The organism is Fictibacillus phosphorivorans (assembly GCF_001619875.1).
Classification (GTDB): domain Bacteria; phylum Bacillota; class Bacilli; order Bacillales; family Fictibacillaceae; genus Fictibacillus; species Fictibacillus phosphorivorans_B.
The window spans coordinates 1-3,300 of record NZ_LRFC01000033.1; the positions used below are offsets into that span (position 1 = coordinate 1).

At 41.2% G+C, this 3,300-nt stretch carries 6 protein-coding genes and 1 pseudogene; all 7 read left to right on the forward strand.

The genetic code is table 11. From position 1 onward, the window contains the following. Positions 1–322, forward strand: a pseudogene (locus AWM68_RS21750) (DUF2213 domain-containing protein); the annotation flags it as partial. 14 nt (positions 323–336) lie between these two features. After that, positions 337–798, forward strand: coding sequence for a structural cement protein Gp24 (locus tag AWM68_RS13655; protein WP_066242762.1), 462 nt, complete (start codon positions 337–339; stop codon positions 796–798). A 15-nt stretch (positions 799–813) separates the two neighbouring features. Then, a complete protein-coding gene (locus AWM68_RS13660) occupies positions 814–1,716 on the forward strand; it encodes a DUF2184 domain-containing protein (protein ID WP_231868431.1) in 903 nt (300 codons plus the stop codon). After that, the gene (locus AWM68_RS13665) at positions 1,716–2,042 is read left to right on the forward strand and encodes a hypothetical protein (RefSeq protein ID WP_066242765.1); all 327 of its coding nucleotides are present in this window, start codon (positions 1,716–1,718) and stop codon (positions 2,040–2,042) included. Before AWM68_RS13660 ends, AWM68_RS13665 begins: the two co-directional genes overlap by 1 nt. A gap of 13 nt (positions 2,043–2,055) precedes the next feature. Next, a complete protein-coding gene (locus AWM68_RS13670; protein WP_066242768.1) occupies positions 2,056–2,397 on the forward strand; it encodes a DUF4054 domain-containing protein in 342 nt (113 codons plus the stop codon). 1 nt (position 2,398) lies between these two features. After that, the gene (locus tag AWM68_RS13675) at positions 2,399–3,010 is read left to right on the forward strand and encodes a hypothetical protein (protein WP_156488409.1); all 612 of its coding nucleotides are present in this window, start codon (positions 2,399–2,401) and stop codon (positions 3,008–3,010) included. Further along, the coding region (locus AWM68_RS13680; RefSeq protein WP_197468177.1) for a hypothetical protein at positions 3,007–3,300 on the forward strand (294 nt) is incomplete at its 3' end. The genes AWM68_RS13675 and AWM68_RS13680, both read left to right, overlap by 4 nt.

A 3,300-nucleotide genomic window follows, 5' to 3' on the forward strand; every position in this document is an offset into this window, starting at 1 on the left:
TCAATTAGATGCGAAAGTTCAAGAACGCGTTGAATTGATTACAGGTGCTAAAACATTGCTTGGAGATTCTTTTGATTTCACAGGGAAATCGGATCGTGAAGTGAAGGAAGCTGTAATTCAGAAAGCTTCTCCTGATTTCAAAGGTGATGGGAAGTCTGATGATTATATCAACGCTTTCTATGACGCAACTGTTGAACGCGTGAAGTTAGATGGTTTTTCTTCAACAGGATCTAACCATATGTTCTCAGGTGATGGCTCCAAGAAGAACAAAGAGCTTGAGGAAAAGAAGCAAAAGCGATTAAACATGAAAGAAAATAAATAAGGAGGCGACTACACATGTCGATTACTACTTACGATAAGTACATGCCCGAAGCTGGTGGTCCAGGGAAATTAGCAAACTATCAAGATTATAGTGCAGATACAAAAGCAGCTGGAGAACTTATTCCTTTCGGATCTCCAGTACAGTTAGATGTTACAGGTGAAAAAGTAACACCAGTTAAAGCCGCAGGTGCACCTTACGGAATCGCTCTTGCTCAGGAGGTCCATGACTGGGTAACAAATGCGAACGATCTTCTTTATCCGTTGAACGCTCCTGTCGCTGTTGTACGCAAAGGAGTTATCTGGGTTGAAGTAGCCGAGGATGTAATCACAGGAAAAACAGCTAAGGTTAACCCAGCTAACAATAAGTTTTATCCAGGAGACACTGCAACAGCTGGAACAATCACATTCCCGTCTGCAACATTCAAATCAAAAGCATCTGCAGGATCTTTAGCACAATTAGAAATCAATTTACCTTAAAAGGAGTGAACCAAATTGACACAAGCATATAGAGTGGACGGCATGATCCGTCCAGTAGACCTTGAAGCAATTGATAATAAGCTTTTTGAAGCAAAGAAAGAGGAATTAAAAGCACGGTCCATTTTCAATGTAAAAACGGATGTGCATGAAGGTGCTGAAACATATAGCTATGATGTTATTAAACGTTCAGGAGCTGCTAAGATCCTAGCACCGGGTGCGGATGATATCCCATTGGTTGACGCTGACATGGAACGTCATACTGAAAAGATTTACTCCATTGCTGCAGCATTCCGTATTTCTGTTCAAGAAGTTCGTCAAGCTGCTTTATCTGGCCGTCCTGTTGAAGCTACTAAAGCAGAAACAGCACGTAAAGCAATCGCAGAAAAAGAAAATCGTCTTGTGTGGATCGGAGACTCGACTCACAATATTCTTGGAGTAACTAATGCTGTCGGTATCCAAGTAATGGCTGTGTCCAACAATGCTGGCGGTACATCTACTAAGTGGAAAGACAAAACAGGAAGAGAGATTGTTGCAGATCTTCGTACTGCTCGTAAAGCCGTTAATAAACTGCCTGGCCATACAGCAAACACTCTTGTTGTAACACCTGATGCAATGGAAGAGCTCGAAAAAGAGTATAACGAATATACTGGCCAGACTGTTCTTCAGTACCTTAAGAGCCAAGGATGGTTTACTACAGTAGAATTCACTTCTGATCTTGAAAAACGAGGTGTAGGAGCTACTGATAGCTTCCTAGTTTTTGATAACTCTCCAGACGTTGTTGAAATCCTTATACCTATGGATATTAAGCGTCATCCGGAAGAGTACAAGTTCCCGAATACAAAAGTACCTCTTGAAGAGCGTACAGGTGGAGCGATCGTTCGTTACCCTATGGCAATCGTGAGAGGAGATGGAATCTAATGTTAGTACAAAACAAAGGTAATTATATATTGCATGCTGCTGGAGTCATGTTGATTCCAGGTGCGAACAAGATCAGTGAAGCTGAATGGAAGGATTTCAGCTCTCATCCTATCATGAAAAAAGTTGTTGATGATGGAGATGTAGTTGCTCATGAAGAGGAAAAAGACTTCAAAGATTTGAAAGCAAAAGAAGCTATTGAACTCGTAAAAGATACGCATGACGTAGCTTTATTGAACGAATGGCAAGAAGGAGAGTCCCGCACGACTGTTCTTGAAGCGATCGACGCTCAGTTGGCTGTCTTAAACGGCGAAAATGAAGACGAATAGAGGTTGATATCTTATGGAGGATGCAACTCTTCGAAATCGTATAAAAAGCATGGGTACAGAGTTGAACAAACTCACAGATGATCAACTGAATATGTACATTGAGGACGCTTCTCTTGAGGTGTCCTCTTTAAATGTGAAACCAGAGCAAGTAGAGAGATTAACTCGCTATCTTGCTGCTCATCTTGCCACAGTAAGTATTAGAAAGGTAGTTAAAGAGAAGGTAGATTCATTGGAGAGGACTTATGCCTCTTCAGGCGAATCTGTTGGCTTGGATACTACACCATTTGGCCAAGAGTTTCAAAGGATTCTAAATTCCTTACGTGGACGAAAAACACTTAATTTGACGGTGTTGTAATATGGCACGTAAACGAGTGAGGGTCGTCACGAAAAGGGATGTTATTCCTGATTTGATCAAAGCGTTAGAAGAACTAAATAAATACTCGGTAGAAATCGGTATTTTCGCTTCAGACGATTCGTTTTACGCAATGATTGCGAATGTCCATGAGTTTGGAATCACGATAAGAGCCAAAGGAAAAGCTCTGACGATACCAACCGCAGAGGCAAAGGGTAGGAAAGCTTCTGAAATACCTGGTTTATTTCAGCCAAAGGGGAAGAATATATTAGCTGTTCAAGATGGCGATAAACTAATCACCATGTTCATCCTTGTAAAGAGTGTGACGATCCCAGAACGTTCTTTTGTCCGTTCTACTTTTGATGAAAAGAACGATGACTGGGTTAAATTTGTTGAAGGTCAGCTTCAGCAAATCGTTGACTTGAAAATCAAGGGAAAAACATTGTATGAACGTTTAGGTGCTCTTATTGCAGCAGATATTCAAGACAAGATAACTACCTTGAAATCCCCTGCTAATGCAAAGTTAACGATCGAAAACAAAGGCTCCTCAAATCCACTGGTAGACACTGGAGGATTACGCGCAAGAGTCACATGGAGAGTGGTGAAGCAAGTATGACTCTCGAATCATTTGAATTTAAAGAAATGATTGACGATTACGGTATTACTCTTACTTATCATCCGCCACCTAAAGAAAGTGGGTGGCAAGAAAATGGTGATCCTATCGAAGGTGAAGCGGTAGATCCTGTTCAAATAATAGGGGTTATCTTACCACTATCGGACGATGAACTGCGTTATGTGGATCAGGGGACTTACACTACAAAAGACCGTAAGATCATTACCACTTCTGAATTGAAGTTTGGTCAAACGGTCGAACATAAGGGAATCCCTTATACAGTCCAGAACTTG